This window comes from Pirellulaceae bacterium (assembly GCA_029243025.1).
Classification (GTDB): domain Bacteria; phylum Planctomycetota; class Planctomycetia; order Pirellulales; family Pirellulaceae.
Window position 1 is genome coordinate 1 of sequence record JAQWSU010000007.1, and the last position, 25,243, is coordinate 25,243.

Annotated in this window: 18 protein-coding genes and 2 tRNA genes; 8 read left to right on the forward strand and 12 right to left on the reverse strand. The window is 53.7% G+C overall.

Annotation, left to right across the window (positions count from 1 at the left end):
* Positions 1-200: 200 nt before the first annotated feature.
* The 5 genes from P8N76_04040 to P8N76_04060 all read right to left on the reverse strand — a co-directional run bounded on the left by P8N76_04040 (position 201) and on the right by P8N76_04060 (position 3,058).
* A complete protein-coding gene (locus tag P8N76_04040) occupies positions 201-1,721 on the reverse strand; it encodes a GDSL-type esterase/lipase family protein (GenBank protein MDG2380821.1) in 1,521 nt (506 codons plus the stop codon).
* 105 nt (positions 1,722-1,826) lie between these two features.
* Positions 1,827-2,144, reverse strand: a complete 318-nt coding sequence (locus P8N76_04045; protein MDG2380822.1) for a hypothetical protein — start codon at positions 2,142-2,144, stop codon at positions 1,827-1,829.
* Positions 2,145-2,200: 56 nt separating this feature from the next.
* Positions 2,201-2,524, reverse strand: coding sequence for a hypothetical protein (locus P8N76_04050; GenBank protein ID MDG2380823.1), 324 nt, complete (start codon positions 2,522-2,524; stop codon positions 2,201-2,203).
* A 163-nt stretch (positions 2,525-2,687) separates the two neighbouring features.
* On the reverse strand, positions 2,688-2,852 hold the full coding sequence (locus tag P8N76_04055; protein ID MDG2380824.1) for a hypothetical protein: 165 nt from the start codon (positions 2,850-2,852) through the stop codon (positions 2,688-2,690).
* Between the two features lie 122 nt (positions 2,853-2,974).
* Positions 2,975-3,058 (reverse strand) — tRNA-Leu (locus P8N76_04060).
* Between the two features lie 396 nt (positions 3,059-3,454).
* Here P8N76_04060 and P8N76_04065 point away from each other — a divergent pair.
* Complete coding sequence (locus tag P8N76_04065) at positions 3,455-4,213, forward strand: TIGR00266 family protein (protein ID MDG2380825.1); 759 nt, start codon at positions 3,455-3,457, stop codon at positions 4,211-4,213.
* A 233-nt stretch (positions 4,214-4,446) separates the two neighbouring features.
* Here the strand turns inward: P8N76_04065 and P8N76_04070 are convergent, their stop codons facing one another.
* Together P8N76_04070 and P8N76_04075 are read right to left on the reverse strand one after the other, a co-directional pair.
* Positions 4,447-5,796, reverse strand: coding sequence for a DUF1552 domain-containing protein (locus P8N76_04070; protein ID MDG2380826.1), 1,350 nt, complete (start codon positions 5,794-5,796; stop codon positions 4,447-4,449).
* Position 5,797: 1 nt separating this feature from the next.
* Positions 5,798-8,377 carry a DUF1588 domain-containing protein gene (locus P8N76_04075; GenBank protein MDG2380827.1) on the reverse strand — a complete coding sequence of 860 codons (2,580 nt, stop codon included), beginning with the start codon at positions 8,375-8,377 and terminating at the stop codon, positions 5,798-5,800.
* Positions 8,378-9,186: 809 nt separating this feature from the next.
* Here P8N76_04075 and P8N76_04080 point away from each other — a divergent pair.
* Together P8N76_04080 and metF are read left to right on the forward strand one after the other, a co-directional pair.
* Positions 9,187-10,431: a putative sugar nucleotidyl transferase gene (locus tag P8N76_04080; protein MDG2380828.1), complete on the forward strand. Its 1,245-nt coding sequence runs from the start codon at positions 9,187-9,189 to the stop codon at positions 10,429-10,431.
* 76 nt (positions 10,432-10,507) lie between these two features.
* Positions 10,508-11,425, forward strand: coding sequence for a methylenetetrahydrofolate reductase [NAD(P)H] (metF, locus tag P8N76_04085; protein ID MDG2380829.1), 918 nt, complete (start codon positions 10,508-10,510; stop codon positions 11,423-11,425).
* A 252-nt stretch (positions 11,426-11,677) separates the two neighbouring features.
* Here the strand turns inward: metF and P8N76_04090 are convergent, their stop codons facing one another.
* The 3 genes from P8N76_04090 to P8N76_04100 all read right to left on the reverse strand — a co-directional run bounded on the left by P8N76_04090 (position 11,678) and on the right by P8N76_04100 (position 16,618).
* A complete protein-coding gene (locus tag P8N76_04090; GenBank protein ID MDG2380830.1) occupies positions 11,678-13,279 on the reverse strand; it encodes a sigma-70 family RNA polymerase sigma factor in 1,602 nt (533 codons plus the stop codon).
* A 588-nt stretch (positions 13,280-13,867) separates the two neighbouring features.
* Positions 13,868-14,617, reverse strand: coding sequence for a HisA/HisF-related TIM barrel protein (locus tag P8N76_04095; protein MDG2380831.1), 750 nt, complete (start codon positions 14,615-14,617; stop codon positions 13,868-13,870).
* A 57-nt stretch (positions 14,618-14,674) separates the two neighbouring features.
* Positions 14,675-16,618 (reverse strand): terpene cyclase/mutase family protein, encoded by a 1,944-nt coding sequence (locus P8N76_04100; GenBank protein MDG2380832.1) that lies wholly within the window; start codon positions 16,616-16,618, stop codon positions 14,675-14,677.
* A 371-nt stretch (positions 16,619-16,989) separates the two neighbouring features.
* On the opposite strand from P8N76_04100, the gene rpmG reads away from it, so the two are divergent.
* Positions 16,990-17,154, forward strand: a complete 165-nt coding sequence (rpmG, locus tag P8N76_04105; GenBank protein MDG2380833.1) for a 50S ribosomal protein L33 — start codon at positions 16,990-16,992, stop codon at positions 17,152-17,154.
* A 62-nt stretch (positions 17,155-17,216) separates the two neighbouring features.
* Positions 17,217-18,974, forward strand: a complete 1,758-nt coding sequence (gene recJ, locus P8N76_04110) for a single-stranded-DNA-specific exonuclease RecJ (protein MDG2380834.1) — start codon at positions 17,217-17,219, stop codon at positions 18,972-18,974.
* 116 nt (positions 18,975-19,090) lie between these two features.
* Here recJ and P8N76_04115 read toward each other — a convergent pair whose 3' ends face one another.
* Positions 19,091-20,746 (reverse strand): hypothetical protein, encoded by a 1,656-nt coding sequence (locus P8N76_04115; GenBank protein ID MDG2380835.1) that lies wholly within the window; start codon positions 20,744-20,746, stop codon positions 19,091-19,093.
* Between the two features lie 646 nt (positions 20,747-21,392).
* Between P8N76_04115 and hemP the strand changes: the two genes are divergently transcribed.
* The 3 genes from hemP to P8N76_04130 all read left to right on the forward strand — a co-directional run bounded on the left by hemP (position 21,393) and on the right by P8N76_04130 (position 24,536).
* Entirely contained in the window at positions 21,393-21,578 is a 186-nt protein-coding gene (gene hemP / locus P8N76_04120) for a hemin uptake protein HemP (GenBank protein ID MDG2380836.1), read from the forward strand.
* A gap of 137 nt (positions 21,579-21,715) precedes the next feature.
* Positions 21,716-21,789, forward strand: a tRNA-Pro gene (locus P8N76_04125).
* 1,265 nt (positions 21,790-23,054) lie between these two features.
* A complete protein-coding gene (locus tag P8N76_04130; GenBank protein ID MDG2380837.1) occupies positions 23,055-24,536 on the forward strand; it encodes a PEP-CTERM sorting domain-containing protein in 1,482 nt (493 codons plus the stop codon).
* Here P8N76_04130 and P8N76_04135 read toward each other — a convergent pair.
* Positions 24,533-24,793, reverse strand: coding sequence for a hypothetical protein (locus tag P8N76_04135; GenBank protein MDG2380838.1), 261 nt, complete (start codon positions 24,791-24,793; stop codon positions 24,533-24,535). The genes P8N76_04130 and P8N76_04135 overlap by 4 nt on opposite strands.
* Between the last annotated feature and the right edge of the window lie 450 nt (positions 24,794-25,243).

Sequence of the window (25,243 nt, forward strand, 5' to 3'; positions counted from 1 at the left end):
CGTCGGGATTTCGCAACATGACGTCCGGTACCCAGTACACTCAATTCCATGCATCAAAATCAGACGCGATAGCTGTTCGCAGAAGTAATTGACGCCGAACATCGCGCAGCCCGCTCCGTTCATAAGCATCCCGCCCTGCCCCCAAGCCGTTCGCATCCACTGCAACCCTGCGCGAAGGAACTCTGGCCTATTCGACGTGCTCATTCGTCTATCAAAGCCGCGACTTCAGGCGCGAGGGCATCGGCGAGCACTCGGTGTCCGAAGGACGTCGGATGCACGAAGTCCCACCAAAGCAGGCCGCGGCGAGTCTGCTGGCTAACATAGTCGTGCATGTCGAACAGAGGAACGCCGTGTTGCTCGGCGATGTCCCGCATGATTGGGTGGAGGCGCAACTCTCCGGGCGAATGCTCGATGGAGTTTGCTTCCAGAACGAAGAGCACCGCAATGCCCTGTTCACGGCTGAGTCGTACGAATTCGTTCAGCACCTCGATGAATAGGTCGTCCTGCTTCAGGCCGCCGTCATTGGTTGCCAAATTGAGGACGAGAACTTGCGGGGCGAGCCGAATCCACTCGTCACGATACAACTGAAGCAACCAGGGCGCGTTCAACGCCGAGATACCCGCGTTGATGCACTCGAAACTCCGCTCGGCGGGCGCGGTGTCGTCAAGCCGACGTTCGAGGATGCGAACAAAGGTTTCTTCCTCGTGCGCGGCTCCGGCGCCCCACGTTTGCGAAGTACCGACGACCAGGACTCGCGTCGTGTCCGGCGGCGGTTTTGTCGGATAGCGGGCTCGAATCTCAGCGGTGGTCTTGCTGACCCATTTGATGCGATAGTCTTCCTCCCCGTGAAAACCCAGGCTCAGGTAGCCGCGGGAAATCACCACGTTGTAGGCGACCAGGAACAGCCCGACACAGACGAGCATCGCCAGCGTGGCCGTGAGTACCACAAACGGGGTTTTGAGGGACGCGGTACCCATCAGTGAATCGCGGCACACGGCAATGGTGTCGATCAGCACAAACAGGACACTCACCATCACGAGGCCGCGCATGAACCCCGCCTGGTTGAAGAACGTTTCGACGACGACGCCACCAGCGTGTGCTAGGCGGATGTTATCGATCACCGCGCGGTGATCGGAACCTCGAAAGCCCACGACCTGCCGATCGGGTAGCACCGCCGCAAAGCGGCCGACGGCGGTTTCGTCCACGAACGCCGTCACCCCGGACGGTTCGAACTCCATCCGAAGCTGCATCCAGTCGTCAATCGGAACTGCATTTGTCAGCGGTTGGGTTGCCGTGAACTCGCCGTCGTCACGAGCACGGAAAAACAGGCTGTCGAATCGCGGGTGACGACTTAGCCGCAAGCCGTAGAATTCCTCGGCGGACTTGCCGAAGATGAAGATCAGATATGCATTGGGCTCGACGAGGAAATCCACAGAAGCGGTCTGCAGCGCCAGGGGCTCGCGATACGCCACTTCTTGGTGGCCGTGCCAGCGCCCCAGATCGAGCTGCTCACGGGAAAGCGTCCTCCGATCGGTAATGAAGGTCTTGGCGCCCATGACCCCGCGCGCGAGCCCAACCTTTGTGGAATCCCACCGCCCGTTGTCCCGAAGGGTGTTGCTGAGCGCGGAGTAGAGGTATGCAACACCCAACGCGAGAAGGACCTGGACAAGCAACACGACGACGAATATGGTGCGGTAGCGGTGGACGGTAGCGGCGGTCATGAACCCAGTATAGTCAGTTTATCTGCCTCATGTCGGATCGCAGGGCTGTGGCCGTTGAGGGACACGAAATGCGTTCGAGATGGGACCACGAAAGTACTTCTCCGTTTACTGCCACGAACGCACACACTTGCCTTGCAAGAAGCGAACGTTTGAACGACGACGCCATTTGTAACGCACCTTCACGAAGCAACGTAGCTTGCGATTGGCTCGCTCGGCATAGATTTGCGTTGTGTCTGCCTGAGAGTCGCCCAGAATGACTTGAATAGCTTCCAGTCCAAACTTGCTGCAAATGTCAGTAGCTCGCGAATGACGCAACTGATTCAGTGCCCAATGATCAACACTTGCTTTCACGCATACCTTCTCAATTGGTTTGCTGTAATTCCACCTTATGAACGGCTTGCCCTTTGAGGTTTCAAAACACACCTTCTCCGCATCACGCAGTCAATACGGTTTAGGAATTGCTTGAGCCATTGGGCCTATCAAGATGACTCTAGGACGTCCTTTATGTTCCATTTTGTGACCGTTAAGCGAATACGCCCAAACATCGCTCGTACGATCAATGTCCTTGGGTCGCATGATAAAAAGTTCGCCGGTCTACAGCCAGTTAGCTGCTGAAACTTGACCATCTCGGCAATGATGGGACGGCAATGTTTCAATGTTGCCTCTACTAAGTCTTCAGCAACAGGCATGATCGGCGCCATTTCTTTCGCCGCCGTCTTACCTTTCTTGAGTCCGTCCACGGTCAATAGAGCTTGATAGGAAGTCACCGGTACAAGTTGCTTTGCGACGCCCCATTTAAACATCCTTCGAATTCGTCCGATGTTCTTGTTTATGTACTTTCGAGAGTTACCCGTTTTAATCATCTGACCCCATACGGCTTCTCGCGCCAAAGGACCGAAGTCTCTCGCCAACGTTTTTCCGATAAGATGTTTAATATGGCGTAACGCCGCTTTGATTCCCGGCTGCTCACCCGTTGGCTTGCCGTTCGTTCACAAGGCGATCGTATTCGCGTTGGCTGGTCTTGGTGCCGTGAGGGCCGAGATAGCCGTCTCTGCCGTCGAGCGTCACAATGGTTTGGCCAGAGGCTTTGTGCTTGCGGTGCTTCGGAAGAGATTTGGTCAGACGTGGCATAGTGCAACTCCCGTTTTCTTGGCCTAAAACGGTATGTACCGTTTTGGCTATCGGATAACGGGCTGCACTGCCGACCATCGGCAGGTCATAGAATTGCTCTAATTCAGCGGGAAAACTGTAAGTACCAGAGGTGGGACTCGAACCCACACGACCTTGCGGCCACTGGATTTTGAATCCAGCGCGTCTGCCAATTCCGCCACTCTGGCATCGCCCCCGCTTGATCGGCCGATAAAAACCGTGACAAGCCGAAAGCTCAAGTCGACGTCATTCGATCCGCCCATTGCTTAAGCATTTCTGCCCAAGTCGGTGTGGACGATTTCGAAATCAGAATTGGTTATTTTGCCGCCTTCGGCAACAGTTGACAAGGCACCCTTGAAAACAACGACAAAAAGAGTGATGATTCTCGAGAATCCTGGTTCAGTTCTCTGCGAAACGGCCTAATTGCTTGCAACTCCCAATTACCCAAACGCCAATCAGCGAAAAGCTGGCAAAATCGGCACGTTGGTCGATTGCGACGTTGATGGAACCTTGCCTTCAGATTGGTTACAACGACAGGTGAAAGAGCCCTCGCTGTCTTCCCACGCAAAATGAATTCCGCTCCCATGTCGCGTTCTCTACAAACCAAAGAGGCAATCTTGATGTCAGATAGCTACGCAATAAATCACACCATTCTTGGCGGCGATATGCAGGCAATGGAGATCACCCTGGAAGCAGGTCAGGAGGTCATTGCTGAAGCCGCCACACTGCTGATGATGGAGGATGGTATCACCTTCACGGCGCGCATGACCGACGGCACCGAGGCGACCGGGATGGGAGCTTTTTTGGCCGTCGCAAAACGTGCCGCATCAGGAACCGGCGTTTTCCTGACTCACTTTCTCAACGAATCTTCCTCAGCAAAAAAAGTCTCCTTCAGCGCCAACAAGCCTGGTAAGATTCGGCAACTCAGCTTGAGTGAGTGGGGAGGCCGTATTGTCGCAGAACACGGTTCGTTTTTGTGCGCATCCATGGGCACACAGTTGGACGCTTCGTTCACTAAACGTCTTCGATCTGGAATTTTTGGCGGTACAGGTTTGATCTTGCAAGAGTTCAAGGGTGACGGGACGCTTTTTGTTCACTGCTGCGGATCGATCATCGAACGAGAACTTCATGACGAGATCATTAAGTGTGAACCGGGAGCTATCGTCGCATTCCATCCAGACATTGATTATTCGATCGAACGGGCCGGCAATCTAAAGACCATGGTCTTTGGCGGCGAAGGGCTTTTCTTGGCCACTTTACGAGGAACGGGCAAAGTGATCATGCAAAGCCTGCCTTGGAGCCGAGTGGTAAGCCACATTGTGGCAGAAGCTGGTGCGAAATAGCAGAATCGACCAACACGGCATTTGCTTTTCAGATGAATGCCGTTGGAACCGTGTCGCATCCCCTTTGCCATTTTAGTGGAATCGCGCGTCGGTCGTTCGAATGACGCGTTGCTTACCGCGGATTCGATTGGCTCGAGCACAAGTTGGCTCAAGCACAAGTTGGCTCAAGCAAACAGTGCTGTAAATCAAGCCACTCGGCGATTCGAAGCTCCCCGACAGGCAACTTCAGCCGGCTACACAAGTCCCGTCAGTGATCCATCCCCACAAAAATCGGGGTTACCAAAAGAATCGACCGGATGGCCCATCGCTTCACAAAAACTCATCAACAAACGATTGTGATTCACGCCTTCGAAATCCATCGCTCGGCCCATCTTCCAGCCAAGTCCACCCCCGACGAGTACGAACGGGATGTTATTTCGTGTATGGGAGTTGCCTTTGCCTAACTCGTTGGTCCAAACAATTGTTGTGTTGTCTAACAGCGAGCCGCCACCACCAGGTTCTGGCGTTTCCGCCAGTCTTTTTGCCAGATAAGCAACTTGCTCACAATACCAGGTGTTGATTTTGATCAGTTTCTCGTAAGCCGCTTCATTGCTGTCCGGCTCGTGAGAAAGTTCGTGGTGACCTTCGGAAATGTCGAGCCATTTCATTCGAGGTTGTCCCACACTGTTGGTAATCTGAAACGTTGCCACACGAGCGAAATCGGCGACAAAACTATTCACCAGCAAGTCCGCCTGCATCCGGGAAATCTGCGGCATATTGTCGTTCTTCTCTTCCACATTCGGTGGTAACGAAGGTACCGCGTGCCCCACATTCGACGATTCCTTGGCCGCCAACATCTCCAGTTGCAAATCTTTCTCTACTTCCCGAACCATTTCTAAATGGTTTTGCAAAATCAGACGATCATCGGAGCTGATCATTTTTTCCAGTCGACGAAAATCGTCACTGAGGCCATCCAATACACTGGCCAGCATCTCTCGATTTTTGACCCGACCATAAAGCTTGTCGAACATTTGATACGGATCATCGATCGGCGTGAGGGGTTGGTTAGGACCTGCGTACGACATGCGAGTCCAGGTATCCGATCGTTCGGGAACCATCACCCCAAATTCGAGTGATCCAAAGCGAGTCTGCGTACGGGAGTCGGCTTGCAAACAGTTCTTGAGATGTTGATCGACTGAAATGCCTTGGGACCAACCGGCCGGCGTATCCGAGCCGCCCTGAATATCACCGGGGTACAATTCAATTCCCGTCAACAGGCAACCAATTCCCCGCATGTGACCATCGCCATCCCCTCGAATTCGATTACACACACCGTGCAACGTCATCGTGCGATTTTTAAATTCAGCGAGTGGTTGCAGAATTCGCTTTAGGTCAAAATCCGCACCCAACTGATCTGGCCAAAAATGCCTGGGAATCACCCCGTTGGGACTAAACAAGAAAATCAGACGTTGCTTCCGCAACGGCTTCTCCACGGTCGCTCTGGTCAAACTTGGCAGCCCCAAGGCCAAATTCACACCGAGGGCACTAAGCCCGGATTTGCGAAGAAAATTGCGTCGCGTCGAATAAGGTGAGTCGTTTGTCACTTTAGGGCGTCCCTTCTTGTCTTAGCAGCTTACCGACTTGGCCTTGCCGACGAGTCACATCTGCACGATGAAGATTCGACTCGGGCTCCGAATTCAAGATCGGCTGCGTGGCCGCAATTGTAGCAATTTCAACGAGCAGGTTGCGAATATGAAAATCATTCTCACGAAATTTTTCAGTAAGAAGATCCAATCGACGAGCACCGTACGCTGCAATCGGCTGTTTCGTAAAGTGTTGAAACGCTCGGTTGACAAACGCGCGATGTGCATCGTCACTGCCAGCGAGATAATCTGCCAATTCCGATACCCCCTGAAAAGCGATTTCTTGACCAGTCCTTGAGGTATATCCTCCGCTTGCGTCAATCGGCTTTTCACCTTCCTGGATTCGATAACGACCGACCGCGTCAAAGTTTTCCAAGACGAAGCCAAGTCCATTTATTTTCGCGTGACAGACCTGACAGCTTTGCGGGCTAGTCTGTAGTTGTACCCGCTCTCGAGTCGTCATGTCCGGATGCAAATCCGGAGTCAATGGAGTAAAGGCTTCATCGGGGGGACGCAACGAACGCCCTAGCAAATATCGGATCAAGAAAACGCCGCGGTGGATCGGAGATGTTGAATCCTGATAGGCCAGACCACTCAAGAGGTAGGGATGAGACAACAAGCCAAAATGTTGACTGTCGGCAGATCGTGTTTTCAACAGTCGTCGATGCGGAATACGACCCGAATCGCCAACAGCAAGACTCAGATGGTTGTGCCGTTCCTGTTGAGCTTCCTGCTTGTCAGCAGACTCTTGAATCGAATCATCTTGTTGCCCGGCAGGACCGACTTCCACAGCATTCTCCTCAGGAGACTTCGCCGCAACATCCGATGCAACGGTCAACTCCCCACGCTCCCATGCCTCACCATAAAAATCGGCTAACGGGGCTGTAGTGAAGGACCAATTAGCTAAAAACATTTGCCGAAAATCACTGGCATCGCTTTCGATCACCGATTGGGTGAACCCCGTCAACGAGGCTTTCAAATCAGCGTGTAATGCCAGGTCAAAGTCAGAAAACAGCTCTGGATTCTTAGCAGCTTCGCTGATTCGGCTCAAATTCAACCATTCAGCCACGAACTGGTGAGTTTTTCCTTCAACTCGGTAATCTTGCACCATCCGCTCCGCAGCACCTCGCACCTGCCGTTCGCTTTCCAGCTTGTCTTGTCGGATCAGCCGCAGGAGTGATTCGTCCACAGGCAGTGAATCGAATAACGTTAGCGCGATTCGATTGGCCGCGCGTTGCGAGACGGAACGATCGCGATCCAGTTCCGGGTAAAGAAATCGTGGTGACTTGATAACCGCCAACAAACAACGCTTAATCGCTTCCGCATCGTCTTCGGATTGGTCGACTTGCCCATCCACGTAGAACTGACGATTGACATCGTCAAGCGGGCCTCGAAAGGCAGTCGTCGCGATCTGCAACAAAAAGCTTCGCAGTTTCTCCCGGTGCTGGTCAGGATCATTCTTGTGTCTGCGCTGATAGTGTGGCCAAAGTTCATTGATGGCCACTCCTGCGAACTCAACAGCCGCGGTAGTTATCGAATCATCCCACTGACGATCAACAGAAAGGCCTCGATCAAAACCGTAGCTACGATCGTCGGGAGGTAGCTTTGTCTGTAACGAAAACGAAGGTGGCGGTGTGACGGGCAAAAGGTTTCGTTCTGGCAAAATCGTTTGAACACCGTCAGGCGGAACCCACGACAACAAAATGGTGGCTGGCGGCTGCTGGGTTTTTCGTTTCCGTTGATAAAGCTCAATCTGGATTGGGTAGACGCGACCGGCAGTCAGCACGATCGACTTTCGAAATTCAACTTTGTCGCCCGACTGCACTCGATTGTTGATGAACTCGCGATTAGCATGTCCCAAGTTGCAAATGAAAGCGCAAGTGCTATGGATCACAATCTCGTACTGTCCAGTCTCCTCGATCTTTAATCCACCACTCCACTCAACGGCAAACTCTTCCGGCTGAATCCCCCCTCCCGGCCCCTGATCCTGCCAGTCAAATGCGATGATCGAATCGACACGTTCGATTTTCTTGTTGTCGTCATTGCGTTTGGTGGTCATAAAATATCGAGCTTGGATTCCTCGGGACGATTCCTTTTTGATCGCTCCGTAAAATGCGCCGTAGAGATCGGCGAGGCTTTGCCGTAATTGATTGGCTGTGAGATGAGTAACAGTAAGCCTCGGCGGACGGTTTCGCACTCGCGCCGCCTCGCTGTAGAACGCATGATGAATGTAGGCAGCTACCGCTTCTGCGGCGTCTCCAACACATTGCTCGGGTTCGCCTTCCGGCATCGTTTCAGTGATAAGCTTGGATAACTGCCCCACCGAATCATCCCCAACAAGCGGCTTGTCATACCCGTCCGCTATCCCTTGCCCTTGATCACCGTGACAGTGCTGACAGCTTTCCGCGTAGACCAATCGGCCCTGGTTCAAAAATGAATCCGCCACGACGGTTGAGCGGGGCGTATCTTCCGCCATCACTGTCGCGGCAACGAACAGCAGCAGAAAAACGCAGCTCACCCGGGCAAAACAGCTATTGAACATGAACCGCAGACGCTTTCCCTTTGCACAATGTGGATCGGCCAAAGCAAGCAGGAGATCAGCCGGGCGTGGTGAAGCTAAGCTGGCAACCAGAGTGATCCGCCCGATTATACAGCAGCCCACATGGCCAACTCAACAAGCGTCAACTCCTTTTAATACTGCCTCAGATTCATCCTGTTCAAAAACTGCCTAACTGAACTCATTGCCGAAGTCATGCAGATAGGGAGGCAATCAACAGCTTGTTCCGCTTGCAAATCCTCCAGCGTGGACTGCCTCCTCCCCAACACAGAACGGCTGTTACTCTTTTCCCACAAAACGAATTTGACTTCAAACCGTTAAAACCATCAACTTCCGACCCACCCGCAAGATCAACAGAATAGGCTCAAGGATCAACTGGCTTCTGCACGGAGTGACGTTCAACGCTCACCGATAAGGAAAGAAAAGGCGAGGGACAGAATCGACGTCGCGGCCAGATCCGATCGCTCACAATGGGTTTGAACGAAAATCATTCCCCGATCGTCTCTCGGTCACGGGAGACTTTCCACGGGTGTCCATCAGCCCCTCGAGAGTCGTTAACCTTGGCCAAATTGGTCACTCCGAGCAAGAAACGTCGAGAAGTGACCCGTTTCACACCCCGGGTCCTCACTCGCTCGAAACGCCGAAAAGGCTCGTCACAATTCCCTCATCCCAACAAGGCCGTAAAATTGTCAAAGCAGCGAAGGAATGACCGTTTTCCGCCATTAATCGACTGTTAAGCTACTCTTAAACAATCCCAAAACCAGATCTCACTCGCTCGGAACTAGGTACCGATCATGCGGATTGTGCTTTTTGAAGATGACAGGGTTAATCAACTATTTCCGCTGACGTTGATGCGACCTGCCTATACCATTTGCTGTGGTTCGCAAACATTGATCGATTGGGCTCTCGAGTGGGGAGCTTGTGTGCGAGGCCAGGTACGCCCCTACCTCAGCGACTGGCAATTGGCTCACTGCCCATCCTTTTGCGAACAAACCGAGGGTCGCAATCGGACTCTACTCGTCAACGCGAGAGTAGCGCCAAACTCACAAAACTTCCGTCAGCTCACATCACTTATTAATCACAGTCAGGACGGCATCCTGACACGCGAGGGCCGACTGGTTGCGGCGATCTTGCCAGCCAATGTCGACGTCGGTTCGACATCTCTCGAAACAAACCAACAACAGCAAGCATTTCTGAACCAGGCGGAAATAAGCCGACTGCCTGAATTAGGAGTGCCACTGCAACTGCTCGATTACCCGCATCAAATCGTTCAATGTCATCTCGATAGCATCGAAGACCACCTGAATCATCGCATCGCATCCGGCCAACTTCGAGAAGTTCGTGACGGGGTCTTCGTAGCGAATTCAGAATTGAACGAGCTCGTCGCCACAGACACGTCGCAAGGCCCGATCGTGATTGAAAATCAAGTCAAGATTCGGCCGTTCGCATGCCTGAATGGGCCGATCCATCTCGATTCATTTTCTTGCGTGAGCGAACACACTGTCTTAAAGAATGGAGTCTCAATCGGCCGCTACGCCAAAGTCGGCGGCGAAATCGGTGCGAGTGTGATTGAAGCCTATTCCAATAAAAGTCACCACGGATACCTGGGACACTCCTACGTGGGACAATGGGTCAATCTGGGCGCCGGCACGTCGAACAGTAATCTAAAAAACAGCTACGGCCAGATCCGCATGGAAGTAGACAACCAGCCAATCAACACTCGCATGCAATTCATGGGCTGTGTGATCGGCGACTTCACGAAGTCAGCGATCAACACCTCAATCTTTACGGGTAAACTGATCGGCGCCTGCAGCATGCTCTACGGATACGTCACGACGAATGTCCCCAGTTATGCCAACTATGCTCGCACTTTCGGTCAGATCACCGATCTGAACCCCGAAATCGTCGCTTTGACTCAAAAGCGAGCCTTCCAGCGTCGAGGGATTCAGCAACAAGAATGGCAGCTGGCCCTGCTGAAAACGGCCTACAATCTCGTCGCGTGCGATCGACAACTAGCCGATCAGCCGCTTTCGCTATAAATTGTAGAGATTGCTTCTAGACCGCCATCCCTGATTTCACGCACGTTGGACGGACAGTGTGCTGAATCCCCGAAGTATGGCACAGCGACTGAAACAGATTCCAATGGCGCTCTCTGACTTTTTTGGTTCCAACAGGTTTGGCTTGTCGTTTGAGCTTTTTCCTCCCAAGACCGATGCCGGACTTGCCGCCCTCTATCGGCATGTGGAAGTCCTGCTTGAATTTGAACCGAATTTTGTCACCTGCACTTACGGTGCGGGGGGATCAACTCAGGACAAGACACTCCAAATTGTCGAGGCCGTCAAACAGAGATTTGGGGTCCATGTCGCATCTCACCTCACTTGCGTGGGATCAACCGTCGACGACCTTCGCAGCTACCTGCGAGCAGCAACCGAACGTGGGGTCGACAGTATCGTTGCCTTACGAGGCGATCCGCCGCAGGGTGAAACCCATTTTCAAGCCGTCGACGGCGGATTGCAGTACGCGAACGAACTTGTCAGCCTCATTCACGAAGAATTCCCGAATTTCGGCCTGGCTGTCGCCGGCTACCCTGAAACACACCAAGAGGCACCCTCCGCTGAGGTCGACCTGGAAAACCTCAAGCGGAAAGTCGACACGGGCGCCGATATTGTCATGACGCAGTTGTTCTACGAAAACCAGGATTTCTATCGCTTCCGAGATCAATGTCAGGCGACCGGCATTCAGATCCCTGTCGTTCCCGGTCTGCTTCCCGTCACAAACCTTCACCAAATTCAACGCATCACTTCACTCTGCGGTGCACGTCTTCCCGCCGACTTTGTGAATCGACTCGCCGAAAAGGAAGACGATCAAGAATGGCAATTCCAGGTCGGGGTGGATTTCGCCATTAATCAAGTGCGTGAACTGATTGAGCAGGGTGTCCCGGGGGTCCATTTCTATGTGCTCAACAAATCGCAGGCGACAAGTCAAGTTTTGCGAGCTCTGAACCTACCCCACCGCAACTCAGAGACCTCGTAATCCACCCACTCCATCGGTGACGGCAAAAGCGAAAACGTAGGGCGGGAGCAACGCCGAGCCGAGTCCTGGACTCTCCCGGCTCAAACCAACTCAGACAATCATGAAAAATAATCGATCGGTCACAACGGGGATCGGTCACAGCTGGACCTAAGTAGAAAAAGACGTGCTGGGAAAATGAGCTGAGCAGCGCGCAAAAAAAAACCTCCGGTCGGACGCACCGACCGAAGGCTGAGAGGAACTCGGCTCGTCTCTCTAGCCGATTCCGTTTTCGTAGGCTCGCGGGACTTCCAAACCTTCGAGGAAACCCATCAATCCGCGACAGCGATACGGTTGCTGCAGTTTGCGAACCGCTTTGGACTCGATTTGTCGCACTCGTTCTCGGGTGACGGAAAAGATCTGCCCGACTTCTTCCAGCGTGTAGGAATATCCATCAGTCAGGCCATATCGGAGACGCAGAATCTCTCGCTCACGATGGTTCAGCACCTGCAACGCGTTGTCAATCTGCTGCTTAAGTGCTTGTTGATTCGTGTCGTAAAGCGGATCGTCGTCTCGATAATCTTCCAAGAACTCACCAAAATAGCTATCGTCGTGATCGCCAACGGGCTGATCGAGCGAGAGCGGCTGTCGTGACATCTTCATGATGCAGCGAGCATCGTCCAATGAAAGGTTGGCTCGCTCTGCAATTTCTTCTGCCGAAGGCTCTCGTCCTAATTCCTGTACCAGATCACGAGTCACCTGTCGTACTTTGCTCATCGTCTCGATCATGTGAACCGGAACTCGGATCGTTCGACTTTGGTCAGCAATCGCTCGGGTAATGGCCTGACGAATCCACCACGTCGCGTAAGTCGAGAACTTGTATCCACGAGCATGCTCGAACTTGTCGACAGCTCGCATCAATCCCGTGTTACCTTCTTGGATCAAATCAAGGAAGGTCAATCCACGGTTGCGGTACTTCTTGGCGATCGAGACGACCAATCGCAGGTTACCCGCCGACAACTCTCGCTTGGCCGCATCGTAGGCCTGCTGATAGGTCTCCGTTCGCTCCAAACGACGTCGCAGTGTCTCCGGACTCTCAAGCGTGATACGCATCAGATAGTGCAATTCGGCTCGTAAAGCTTCTACTGACTGACCACCGGCTTCCATACCGCCACCCTTGTGAATCTGATCCAACAAAGTCGACATGCGAGCCGAGATCTCACGAACCTTATCGAGAAGCGGCAACAGGCGTTGCGTGCGAAGATTCAACTCTTCAACCAATCTTACGCCACGATTTCTACGTTGGGTCAATCGCTTCCAGGCGTCGCGTCGCTCAACCGTGCTGTGACGTTTGCTGATTGCGATTCGGAAATCTTTTTGATTCGCAACCAGGATTTTGCGAAGCGTGTTCACATTCGGCGGAATCCGCTGCATGATCTTTTTCTTTTCGGTCGTGTTGGTGACCGAAACTTCAATTGTGCGATCAAGTCGCAACTCGCCGTCGCGAACCTTCTCCAACGACGTTACTGCTGCCTGCAAAACAAAGTCAGTGGCCAGCATCCAATTGCGGAAACGGGTGCGTGTCTCTTCAATCTTTTTCGCGGAAGAAATCTCTTCTTCGCGAGTCAACAATGGAATTTCACCCATCTGCATCAGGTACATACGAACTGGATCGTCGATGGCGATCGGTGCGTCATTCGATTCGGTTGGCTCAGCCTGGTCTTCGTCTTGAGAACTGGAAGCAACAGTCTTCTTCGTAGCAGATTTCTTCGCAAATCGGCGAGTTAAAGAAGTTTTCTCGAGCTGGGAAACCGCTGCCTGAGTTCCGTTGACCGTGTTCTCAATAGTTGACGTTGCAGTCGTGGTAGTTTTCGGCACAGATGAGTTCCTCGATGGTTCGGCGATGAGCCAAGAAGAGATGAGAGACGAGTGACGGAGGGGAATTGCACTTGTGATGCCAAACACACATTAACGAACATTTATGAACATAACGTCAAACACAACAACAACTTACGACCCAAGATCCATTTTGGCCGTCTGCGCGATTTGATGCATCGAGACAGCACAGGTGGTCAATAGTCATCCGCGTGGCGAAAAAAAATCTCATTCCCTTGCCAATCAAGGGCACGAGCCGCCATACGCCACGATGAGGATTGTTAAAACCACTAGAATCGGGGGTACCCCCGAATGGCGTTCCCGACGCCATTCCGACGACCGGGCTCGCCGAAAGGCTCTTTCTTCATTCCATCTCAACGCACTTAGTCGGCAATTAGCGGGCGACGGCCGTCGAAATCAACGCGGTGACAGAGGGAAAGCCCAGATCCCGTTGCGTTTGACGACAAAGCGCGACTCTTTCGTTCAAAAAACAAAGGGGCGACGCGCTCCACCAAAAACGGAAAACGGGAACCGCATCCGCGTCTTACTAATGTGATGAAGGAGCAACCGTTCGATGAAGGCCAGAGGGGCTCAGGAAGAAGTGGCCTTAAACTGCTGTAGTTCGGCAGAACCGATGCGACCGTCATGCAGAGCGGATGCCAACAGAGCGAATTGGCATCCATCCTCGGCGAGACCGCAAAGGTCGGTCATGTGGCTGACGCCGCCACCGCAAATGATTTCAACTCCCTCGTTTCGGCGGCGAATTTCCCGACACAACGGTCGTGTGCCCGTGCCGGCATCAATTCCCACCCGAGCGACATCAAGTAGAATCAGACTGGAAAATCCTCTCGCAATCAACTCGCCAGCCACCTGCAAGGGTGGTGCACTTCTCCAAGCTGGCACAGACGTCCGCATTTGACCCTGCATCAAATCGAGACTGACGACCATGCGATCCGCACCGAACTTGGCCAGCATTCGATCCAAATCCTCGCTCGATCTCAGCGATTCCAGTCCGCAAATGAGCCGAAGTTCCCGTTCTGCAGCCCAATCAACGATGGCCTGCGCCCGATCGAGCGTATCAATTCCGGCATCAATCCACAAAGCCAAGCCGGTCTCTGCCACTTGATTGTATCCATCCCAATCCGGCTCAGCGCCGCCAATCGCGTCGAGATCGGCCAGATAAATCTGATGCAAGCCAAGTTTTTGAAAGGCTCGCGAGATCGCCGCGGGGGATGCGTCCCGACAGAGAACGCTTTGCACGGGCTGGTACAACTCACGTTGCCCTGCGCGTCCGAGAACGACTTGGCCACCTTTCAGATCGATGACGGGCAGGACACGCAAGAGTCACCTAATACATCAAGAGAGCGACGCCTATCCGCCAGCGTCCGCTGCACTGGTTTACAATTCGAAGTCGTCTTCCGTGGCTTGCTTTTGATAGATCGGCAGATGACGGTAGTAGACTTCAAGCACCATGGTTGCCATGCTCGTGCAGTACAAACGCCCACCACTGGTGGATGAGTGATTGTTTCCCATGTACCAACTGCCAGTCTCATGCCCTGATTTTGCCTGACTGTTAACGAGCATCTCTCGCATTTCCTTATTCCATTTCTTCCATCCTTCGCCCTCATAGTGCCGCATGACTTGCGTTGCATAGTAGTTGTAATACATATCTTTTTTGGACGGCCCCGACTTACTGAGTCGCTTCACGCCGGCCTTGAGAGCCGGGTGCTGACGCTCCCAGCCGAGGTACATACGGCAGAGCAGCCCGATCGCCGAGGTCGACGGTTTTCGACCTGGATCCAGGTAACCATAGGCGGCTCCGTCATCCGTTTGCACCGAGTCGAGGAATTTCGTCGCACCCAGAAAGACAGAAGGATCGACGTGCAAATAAGCCATGCGACCACTCTTGAGCGCCATCAACTGCCAGCCGACCACGGAAGTGTCACCCGGTTGTCGTGCCACATAGCGCCAACCACCTCCCACCGGATCTTGGGCATAAGCGATGTAGTTGAGTGCCGCTTGTGCAGGACGCATCAACATTTGATCCTGCGTCATCGCGTAAGCTTCGGACAGAGCAATGGCACAAAGTCCATGAGAGTACAAGCGTCCACCGCCTTCGATGAACGCACCATTACGTTGTTGCCGGCTGAGCAAAAAGTACAAACCGGCCTCAACGACTCGCTTGTACTGCCCTTCCTTGTGGGTGTGCCCGGCTCCTAAGAAGGGCAACAGAGCCATCGCCGTGGCACCGTTGTGGGCGTCCATGGATCCCCGATCGCGACACGGACAATTACCCTCAAGATGCTCAAAGCTCCAGCTCCCATTCGGATTTTGATGCTGTTGCAGCCACTTCAAGGCCATCTCAACGGCTTTTTCACTTCCCTCCGTGCCGCCGCCTTCCCGCACCAATTGCGCTCGGGAAGCCTTGCCTCGACCCTCCAGCCCGACACCAGCAAAGGTACCGATCTGCTTCAGTAAATCACTTTTGGGTGCCACATCGGTTCCAAGCGGGTCCAATTCGGTGAAAGTGGCTGCGGCTTCCAGATCGTCAGCAGCAAACACATCCGGTACATCCGTCTCCATTTCTGTCGGCTGCACGTCCACCGGTTCCGTCGATGCCAGATCTGTCAGTTCGACGTCCTCTACCTCAACGTCGGCTTCGACCATCTCGAATAGCGGAGCATCATCGATCTGCGTTGTTTCCGCATCGCCCAACTCGATCTCGTTGTCGCGTTCCCGAATGATTGGCGGCAAAGTGAATAGAGCCAAACAGAACAAGAGCACAACATGCACCACCATGCTCACGAGCCAGCTGGGAATCGCCGAAAAGAACAAAAAACGATGGGAAGACGGTTCTTCCGGGGGAGGTGGTTCTGGATCCGTTTCGCTTTCGGTGCTGACGGGGACTTCGGCGCTGACGGGGACTTCGGTGCTGACGGGGACTTCGGTGCTGACGGGGACTTCGGTGCTGACGGGGGCTTCGGTGCTGACGGGGACTTCGGTGCTGACAACGGGTAGTGCATTCTCAGAGCGATTTCCACTCTTTTTCTTCCGCTTTTTCGACGGGGTCAACTTCGCATCGGAAACCTCGATTTCTAGACTTGGCTCACCCTGCTTCTCTTCGATTCGGCTCGGCATGGGAGCAGATGGCGTTTCCACGTTCGATCCATCCGTGCCAGCTGGAACGTCGGCAGACGCGACCGATTCATTCGATTCTTCGATGCGATCAGGGTCCACATCGAGGCTCAATTCGGACAGATCGAGTTTTTCCGGGAGGGCGTTGCGGGAACTTGCTCCCGATTTCCTACCCGATTTGGATGATGAGGGATTTTTTGAATCCATGCCGTGTCGGCCCCGGCGGCCGGCTAAAACGGCCACCACAATGCGGTTTTGAGTAATTTCATCACCGCAAGATTGGTTGAAATAGGAATTACGACTTCAAGCGACTGGTCTGCCCGACACCTGTCTTCGCGAAAATCCTGACCCCGTTATTCTACGATGAATCGGACAAATACCCAAAGGACTGGTTGAAACCTCGCCTTCCCCCCTCGTCAAAGGTGGCCTTTATCCGCTAAATTCCCGCAAAATGGCCTTCAGCGGATTCCAGCAACAACACCTGGAAACTTTGGCGGCCATCTGCGTACAATGGTCCTTTAATATTTGAAAACCTCGCTCACTTGAGTGACTTCCCAACAGGAATGAGGAGCTGGACGATGGCCAAAAGTAAGAAGAAGGCGGAAACCGTCCACTTGGTTTGCCAAGAAACCGGGGACTACAACTACACCATTCGCCGCAAGTCGGGCGGAGAAAAATTGAAACTTAAAAAGTATTCTCCCCGTCTGCGAAAGCACACCCTTCACACCGAAAAGAAAAAATAGCGGGACTCGCGGCGACTTGACTGCTCGCTCGGAGGTTCGCTTCGGGCGAAACCAGGGACGACATGCAAAAACGCTGGCGAATTCAGCCACATGACTCAGCGTTGATTTCACGGATGGAACACTCGGCAAATGTGCCGAGTGTGGTAGCTCAATTGCTGTCTGTTCGCGGTATGACACAAGCCCCCGCGGCAACCGAGTTTCTCGAAGCCAAACTCTCAGGGCTGCGCGACCCCGAATTGCTGCCGGGTTTGAGTCAAGCAGCGGATCTAATCTATGAGGCCGTACGAGACAAACGTCGCATTGTCGTCTATGGAGACTACGATGCGGACGGCATGACGGCCACGGCCCTGCTTTTCCGCTGCCTCCGAATGGTTGGTGCGAACGTCGGCTATTACGTTCCCAATCGGATGGACGAAGGCTATGGGTTGAACGATGCGGCCTTGCAACGGTTAGCCAGCGAAGGTGTTTCCCAAATCGTGTCGGTCGACTGCGGTATCGCGAGTGTTGACGAAGCGGTCACGGCTCGTGAACTCGGCCTTGAGTTGATCATCACCGATCACCATCAGATGGCCGATCGACTGCCAGAGGCCGCCGCGATCGTGCACCCGATGTTGCCGGGACACGACTATCCCTTCAAATCGCTCTGCGGAGCTGGTGTTGCATTCAAACTCGCATGGGCGATCTGCCAACGTGTAAGCAAGGCGAAACGTGTGGCCGAACCATTTCGCAATTTCTTAATGACTGCCTTAGGTTTTGCGGCCATCGGTACAGTCGCCGACGTCGTGCCGCTCGTAGATGAAAATCGCATTCTCGTAAAACATGGCCTGCTCAGCTTAAAGGCTCGACCATCGATCGGCGTCGAGTGCTTGATGCGTTTGACCGGCGTCGACAAAAAGTCGCAGCTTGGCAGTGAAGACATCGGCTTTTCCCTCGCACCACGTCTAAACGCTGCCGGTCGACTCGGTCAAGCACAACTCGGCGTCGAACTGTTGGCAACCGAAAATGAAGAGCGAGCTAAATCGCTTGCTGAGTACATCAACGAGCTAAACAACAACCGGCTGCATCTGGAAAGAAGTATTTATCTTTCGGCCAACAAACAAGTCAAAGAGCGTTTTGCTCCAGACGACGACCCCGCACTTGTGCTGGCCGATCGCGGCTGGCACCAGGGGGTGATCGGAATTGTTGCCGGTCGGCTGGCTGAAAAATACTACCGCCCCGTCGTGATGATCGCCCTCGATGAATTGGGTGGGAAGCCGGGAACAGGTTCGGCTCGCAGCGCAGCCGGATTAGATTTACATCACGCTCTTGCGGTTTGCAGTGAGCACCTGGTGAAACACGGCGGCCATGCAGCTGCTGCCGGACTTCGCATTGACGAAGACAAGGTGGATGCCTTCCGAGCGCACTTTTGCGAGCATGTCGAGCAGTCACTGACAGCCGAAGCACGCGTGGCCGAATTGAACATCGATGCCGAAACAACTTTCACCGAAATGACGCTTGGCACCGTACAACAGATGGAACGGCTGGCCCCCTTTGGACAGGCCAATCCGCGCCCCTTGCTTTGCACCTCAGATGTGAACATTCAAGGCGAACCGAAACCAATGGGAAAAGGCGATCGACACGTCACCCTGACGCTGGAGCAATACGGAGTCCGTTTGCGAGCCGTGGCCTTCAACCAACCGGAATGGGTCCAAGAACTGTCCGATAACGAAGGTCCGCTGGACGTGGCCTTCCGGCCGATCATTAACGAATTTCGAGGACGCCGCTCCGTCGAACTTCAGCTCGTCGACTGGCGCCCGGCACGCGAGTTGGCTCAATCCTAACCTCCACGAAGTCGACTGGGCTTGGTTTTGACTGGGCTTGGTTTGAGGTGGACTCGTCCAGGCAACCATTCAGCCTGCTTTCTCGCCCACCACGCGATCGGCCTCTGTAGATCAGCTCACGGCACACGAAAAAACTCCACTCCATCCAGATGCCCTTGCATGGAAGCGCCTCCCATCAAGAGCAAACCGCCGTCAGGCCCTGGCAACATTCGATGAAAGAAACGCGGCTCGGCAAGTTGCCCGACCGCCTCCCATTCACCCCGCGGATCGCGTAAACAGTTCACAACTCCGTCGAAACCACTCACGTACAGGCAGCCATCGAGATTCCAGGCAGAAACACCAAAACCTGTTAACCCTTCGCCTGGATACGAAACGCCTTCCGACCATTCCGAGCTTTCGGGATCGTAAACGTTCACCTCGCGTGATATTTCGCCATTCGAGTCGATCCCACCGACAACAATCAGTTTTCCATCCAAATGCCCCACTGCCAAAGCGCGCCGTTCGAACGGTTGCTCAATTTTCTCCCAGACTTGCTGGTCAGCCGCCAGATCCGTAACCAAACAGTGTCCGATCCACTCCCCTTCATCACTTCCACTTAGGCTCCAGCCACCAACCACGTACAACTTATCACCCATCACAACCGCATCGTGGGAGGAGCGTGGTTCCGGTAACGGGGTCAACGCTTTCCAAGTTTTCGAGTCAGGATCAAAGTGACAAAAGTCCGTCGTGGAATGCAGGTCGTCATCTTGTCCAGAAGCGTTTCGCGCCGTCATACCACCGACCCGATATAGCTGGTCACGATTGGCAACCAGGGCAAGTCCCTGGACTGGCGTCTCAAAGGCCAAATCTTCCCAATCGGAATCGGGGGTCAAAGAGATGCGTGCAAAACAATTGACAAGATTATCGCGAGAATGAGCGTGTGCCTCGCCAATGTGCCCGCCATAAACGTACAAATGGTCGTTGCTGACGGCAGCTCCAAAACTTGCCACCGCGTGGGGCAACGACCAAGCTACCGTCTTTGCTTTCCGTGAAGCGGATTTCTGACCCTCCCGCGCGGATACCTCATCTAATTCAGCGGATTCGCCGCCGTTTTGCATGATAGTCAGTGAGGCAAAATGAATCGCGTTCAAGAAAGGCTCACCAGCGACGTCGCCTTTTCGCCCCTCTTCGCTCACGCTCGCCAAAAAACCAACGATTCCCCGAGGTAGCTGGGAGAAAACAACCTTGCCCTGCTCATCCGTTGTTTGCTGCGCGTTGGGAAAGTCATCCGCCACATCCACCAAAGACACGCTTGCGTTGGCCGCCGGCTTATGATTCCAAAACAGCTGGATCGAAAATTCGCCCTCGTTCCATTCAGGTACCATTTGAAGGCGTTGTGTCTTTGATCTCCCAAGTCCTCGCCATTCCGCCGGATCGGCTACCAAATAGTGCTGCGCGTAAAAAGTGAGCAATGATCCACGATACACCCCGTATTGGCTTGTGGTTTCAATGATGCCTGACTCGGGCACAGCGTCTTGCGAAACTAGCCCCACGAATTTGTCCCCCTCAACAAGCTCGAGCGGAAGATCTCGTTGCTGGTCGATTGTTCGGTGCTTCACCTGCGTTTGAGAGAGACTCTCCGGCAGATGATAATCCCGCTCAGCAGCCGTTTCGCCAAAAAACACGATCGCCTTGCCATCATCCGATGCCAACCACACAAAGTGAGCGGAACAATTAGTCAGAAAATTGGCAATTAAAAACAAAACTCCCAGGACAATCGAACGTGTGTACATGAAACCAATTTCCTTTGTATTTTCTTGTCTTCTTCCATCACTCGCCCTCGCGGGCTCGCGACTCGCTCACATCCATCGGCAGCCTTTCTTCATTGTTCACAAGTCAGTGGGAATCAGGCAAGTTTGATACGCAATAAGATGCGGTGAAATTTTGAATTCGTAACCCCCTCCCAACGGCTGAAACCGTTTTTGTGCTTGAGCTTTGAGCTACCCAATGGTGCGTGCTACAACGCTCCCCCGTTTTTGCGGTTGTCGGAGATCCTGCTCATCGATAACTCCTGGATCGGATTGATCCAACAACGGAAATCAACATTCATCGAATTCTGTGATCGACGAGGCGAAAAGCGTTGACTAGTCGCCTCCGCAGCTCAAAACGACCATATCTGGCGGATATTCGCCAAAAATCGATCTCTGGATCAATTCCAATCGTGCTGTGGCCCAGAATCCGGCAACCGATTCCAAAACGTCGAGCGTGGAAAACGACACAAGCCCTATTGATACTCTGTCTCAACTAGACTAGGATCACAGCCAACCGTTGAGCTAATCGATCGGATTACCGGCAGAAATAGCGAGATCAACGGTAATTCTCCACCATCCGGCATCCTCGCGCCTTTCAAGCCTAAAAACTTTGAGACTTGATCTCACCATGAATGATTCCTCTGAAAAACCTAACGACGCGTTCAATGAGAGCATCGAGTCATCTCAAGAGGGTGATCTGATCCTTGAATCGAGCGATCTCCTCCGTGGCCAACGCATGGTTCTGATCAACCACAAGGGCGATCGGTACCGGCTGATCGAAACTCGCAACGGCAAATTAATCCTTCAAAAGTAGTGTCAGATGTCACGATGACACCTCGTCAGAGTCCTGGTAGAATCGGCGTATTGCTCGAATAATTCGTCCGAGCATGGTGGAGGCATGGAGGCTTGTGAGACGCCCTCACTGTTTGACACCAAGGGTTTAACGACACACGGGGCGTGGCTCAGCCTGGTAGAGCGCTGCGTTCGGGACGCAGAGGTCGCTGGTTCAAATCCAGTCGCCCCGACTTGAAATCAAAACAGCTCGTTGTGTTGATGCGCGGCGAGCTGTTTCTGCTTCCATAGCAACGAGTTGTGCTCCACTCTTCGCTCGTCTTTTTTGGTTCAAACGATTCCTCCAACCTCAACACCTTTGACCCGTGTCTTCTGCAAACCCCTGTGCGGAAGCCGTTTGGCGAGTTCGAATCCCGTCACCACTTTCAACAGACTCGGTCTGTGACGATTGGCATTCTCGCCCGGTACTCGCTGTCCATCAGCGCCGTCCCGTGGCGGAGTCAAAACTGCAGAGGATGGATTCTCCAACGCAAGCAACGGTCTAGAACCAGTTTCAAAACGGTGTTGCCAGTGCCAGTAACACTGCAACACAAGCGTTTCTCAATTGCCGAACAGGGTTTTGAAACTTGTTCTAACGCAAGCTATCGAAGGTGATGTATCCGATGGAATGGCGAAATCTGCAGCGGTTTCGATCACCGCTTGGTCGAAGCTGAATGCGGCCGAATCGCTTTAATTGCGCGTGCTGGGTTACCGGGTTCATCTGGCGTTGGCGCTCATCATCGACGGGAAGCTCTATGTCGCCGACGGCTCACAAAACAGGCAAAATGCGGGTGCGGGACGCGCTATGAGCGGGAGGCACGGTGTGACTTGAGTACCTGCGCACCAAGGGATTAGCGAAGCTGGGTAGTCGTAGGGAAGTGCCGGTTCTTGGCTCCCACAGACTCCTTCGCCGAGGCTTGGCTGTCTCCAGGACGAGACATGGCCAAGCTGTAGTCGTGCTTCTGCGCCAGCGTATCCGACGTTGGGCGTTCTGCTAACCGATACGTTTCGTGGCCGAGGCTCTTCACAAAAAAACGCCAAATCCACACGAAAGATGTCCACGATCGCGAGAAAGCCCTGGTAACTAAGCGTGGCCGACTCGCAGCACGATTTATCGTCTGGTTCCTAAAAAACGCGGCGTAGTTTACAGCAGCTGGCCACGTATTAGTCGGACTCAAACGCGGCTGCGCCACGCCCGCATGGCTACGTTGCCTCGCTTACTCGATAATACAAGGCCTCCTCCCTTAGAGATTCTGCTTGACAGTTGAATGGATAGCTCTGATGACAAAAGAGATCGCGTGCTGAAAGCGGCCCTGGAGTGCCGCACAGAACTGGATTTCCGGCCAAACGGAAAGCCAATCACCGTAAATGACGACTCCTCAAACCAGAAAACGTTAGCGTCTAACATTCGCCTGCGTTAAGCTGCGCACATCGAAACCGTTTCTAGGGAGTTGCTCGGATGAGATATCGTCTCACGCTTTGTGCCGTCTGTTTTCTGATCGTTTCGTCCGCTGCCTATTCGCAAATGATTTGGCCCAATCCGAATCCGGTGGGAAATACGATCACGGTGGATACAAGCCGTTCCAACGTTGCTAATCCGTTTACAAACAATGGGAATATCGACATTGCCACCACCGCCAAGCTGACCAATGCATTTGGCGGCACGCTGAACAACGACGGCACGCTGAACAACGACGGCACGCTGAACAACGCCGGCACGCTGACCAGTAATAGCTTTGAAAGCACGCTGAACAACGACGGCACGCTGAACAACGCATTTGGCGGCACGCTGACCAACAACAACGGGCTGACCAACGCCGGCACGCTGAACAACGCCGGCACGCTGAACAACGCCAGCTGGCTGGACAACGACGGCACGCTGACCAACTACGGCTTGATTGAAATCACAGTTTCCGGCTATCTGTCCAACCAAGGCACGCTGAACAACTACCGCACGCTGACCAACGCCAGCACGCTGGACAACGACGGCACGCTGACCAATAGCATTGGCGGCACGCTGACCAACGACGGCACGCTGACCAATAGCATTGGCAGCACGCTGGACAATGATGGCACGATCGACACGACCAATGGAACGTTCACCAACTACGGCACGAAAACAGGCAGTGGCCATATCGAAGGAAGCTATATCGATCATGGTGATACCCAACCGGGTAATTCTGCCGGTGTGATGACGATTAATGGCGACTATTTCAAAGTCGGAGGCCGCAAGGAAGTCGAACTGGGCGGACATTTCCACGGCGATGGCGATAAATCACTGACTGAATATGACTGGCTGGATGTGACGGGAAATGTCGAACTGGCCGGTATCCTGCACGTCCACTTGATCGACGGTTTTGAACTTGCGGAGGGCATGTCGTTCAACTTCCTGCGCGTCGGTGGTACGCTCACCGGTCAATATGACAGCCTTGGCGAAGGTGATCTCGTCGGCAACTTTAGCGGCCAAGACCTGTTCATTACCTACGCCGGTGGCGACGGCAACGACGTAACGTTGTTCACGGTTCCCGAACCGACTTGTGACGTCAACGGTGACGGTTCCTGTGACACCGTGGACATCGACGCCATGTCGCAGAACGTGATTGACGGTACGGCCACGGCCGCGGACCGCAATGCGTTGATCGAAGGCGCCAGCCCTGACGGTTTCAACACCTACCTGGGTGACTCGGACCTGAACGGCCAGTTTGACGAGCAGGACATCATCGCAGCCTTCATCGACGGCAAGTACCTATCGGGGGATGCCGCTGGTTGGGCTCAAGGCGACTGGGACGGAAACTTGCGGTTTGACGAGCAAGACTTCGTCCAGGCGATCATCGCAGGTGGATACCTGTCTGGCCCACGTGCCACTGCTGCCGTTCCAGAACCGTCGAGCTTCGTTCTGCTAGGCCTCGGCCTGCTGGCTTTCGCTCGACGTCGTGGCTAGGCGCCGACCACTGTGCTGATCTGGTCGATGCTGGCCGGACTAGGACTGGCGGTTCGACGACGGCAGTAAGTGGCTAACACTTTGTTGTCCCGCGGCCGATCCCAGCGGCTACTACTTAGCGTTTGCACCAGAGTTGCATGCGGCAAGACCGTCGGTGAATTGATGCCGGTGATGCGGACGTCAGCCTCCAACCTCTGGCCCTCACGGCCGGTGACCTGCGACGCGACTTCCCGCCGCAAAAAATCGGCCAAACACATCGCCGTATCGGGCTACGTGGTGACTACCACCCTACTACCACATTTGTACTTTCAACGGCTGTATATTAAGGGCAACAAACGTCCATGTGGCAGTCCCCGAAACCGCTGATTTTGAAGGCATTCAGGAGTTTACGGCGTGTGGCCCCCCTTTCTTGTTGTCGCTTACGGGGACGGTGGAAATGTTACTCACGTTCACATCACCGATGCGGGTCGTGATGTCCTGGACGGTCGACAGGCCAATCCGCGGGCATAAACCGACAACTAACTCGCAGAGGTCTCAGAAGCACTGGACACCGGTGCGAGTTTGCCGAGACGCCAACTCAGCGAAGTCGATGCATCCGACGCGACTTACGGCGAGACCGAATTGACAGCGTCGCACCGCAGGTCGGGCAGCACCGCAGTACCTCTCGCAGTGTTAAACTAGTCAATCTTTTGTTCGAGTTTCTTAAC

Bases quoted from the DNA above. Each gene is read 5' to 3' on its own strand.
- P8N76_04100 (MDG2380832.1), bottom strand. From the start codon at position 16,618: ATGGATTCAAAAAATCCCTCATCATCCAAATCGGGTAGGAAATCGGGA.
- rpmG (MDG2380833.1), top strand. From the start codon at position 16,990: ATGGCCAAAAGTAAGAAGAAGGCGGAAACCGTCCACTTGGTTTGCCAA.
- P8N76_04050 (MDG2380823.1), bottom strand. From the start codon at position 2,524: ATGTTTAAATGGGGCGTCGCAAAGCAACTTGTACCGGTGACTTCCTAT.
- P8N76_04065 (MDG2380825.1), top strand. From the start codon at position 3,455: ATGTCGCGTTCTCTACAAACCAAAGAGGCAATCTTGATGTCAGATAGC.
- P8N76_04040 (MDG2380821.1), bottom strand. From the start codon at position 1,721: ATGACCGCCGCTACCGTCCACCGCTACCGCACCATATTCGTCGTCGTG.
- P8N76_04130 (MDG2380837.1), top strand. From the start codon at position 23,055: ATGAGATATCGTCTCACGCTTTGTGCCGTCTGTTTTCTGATCGTTTCG.
- P8N76_04075 (MDG2380827.1), bottom strand. From the start codon at position 8,377: ATGTTCAATAGCTGTTTTGCCCGGGTGAGCTGCGTTTTTCTGCTGCTG.
- metF (MDG2380829.1), top strand. From the start codon at position 10,508: ATGGCACAGCGACTGAAACAGATTCCAATGGCGCTCTCTGACTTTTTT.
- recJ (MDG2380834.1), top strand. From the start codon at position 17,217: ATGCAAAAACGCTGGCGAATTCAGCCACATGACTCAGCGTTGATTTCA.
- P8N76_04080 (MDG2380828.1), top strand. From the start codon at position 9,187: ATGCGGATTGTGCTTTTTGAAGATGACAGGGTTAATCAACTATTTCCG.
- P8N76_04115 (MDG2380835.1), bottom strand. From the start codon at position 20,746: ATGTACACACGTTCGATTGTCCTGGGAGTTTTGTTTTTAATTGCCAAT.
- P8N76_04055 (MDG2380824.1), bottom strand. From the start codon at position 2,852: ATGCCACGTCTGACCAAATCTCTTCCGAAGCACCGCAAGCACAAAGCC.
- hemP (MDG2380836.1), top strand. From the start codon at position 21,393: ATGAATGATTCCTCTGAAAAACCTAACGACGCGTTCAATGAGAGCATC.
- P8N76_04135 (MDG2380838.1), bottom strand. From the start codon at position 24,793: ATGTGTTTGGCCGATTTTTTGCGGCGGGAAGTCGCGTCGCAGGTCACC.